The organism is Edaphobacter sp. HDX4 (genome assembly GCF_036877565.1).
In the GTDB taxonomy this organism is placed as follows: Bacteria; Acidobacteriota; Terriglobia; order Terriglobales; family Acidobacteriaceae; genus Edaphobacter.
Map to the genome: position 1 here is coordinate 1 of NZ_JAEDXW010000121.1, position 253 is coordinate 253.

Here is a 253-nt window from a genome sequence, read left to right on the forward strand (position 1 = left end):
CCAAGCAGAAGAAACCGATCTTTGCGCCAAACGTGAGTTGGCCCATGCAAAGCATCCAATCGAAGATCTATCGTGCGACCGGCCTCCGTGTGGAGATGGAGAACGTCGCCAACGCCTGCGTCTTGTCGAGGTATGGTTCGGCGACAGCGATGGGCTCAATGATCTTGTCGTCGTGAACGTCTCAGAGGGTATCGGCACCGGCATCTTCTCCAATGGAAGACTCCTGCGCGGTTCCAATGGAATGGCCGGCGAG

1 protein-coding gene is annotated in these 253 nt (G+C 56.9%); it reads left to right on the forward strand.

Going from position 1 to position 253, the window contains the following annotated elements; translation table 11 throughout:
- Positions 1 to 172: 172 nt before the first annotated feature.
- A partial coding sequence (locus JAO29_RS23725) for an ROK family protein (RefSeq protein WP_442886485.1) occupies positions 173 to 253 on the forward strand: 81 nt, incomplete at its 3' end.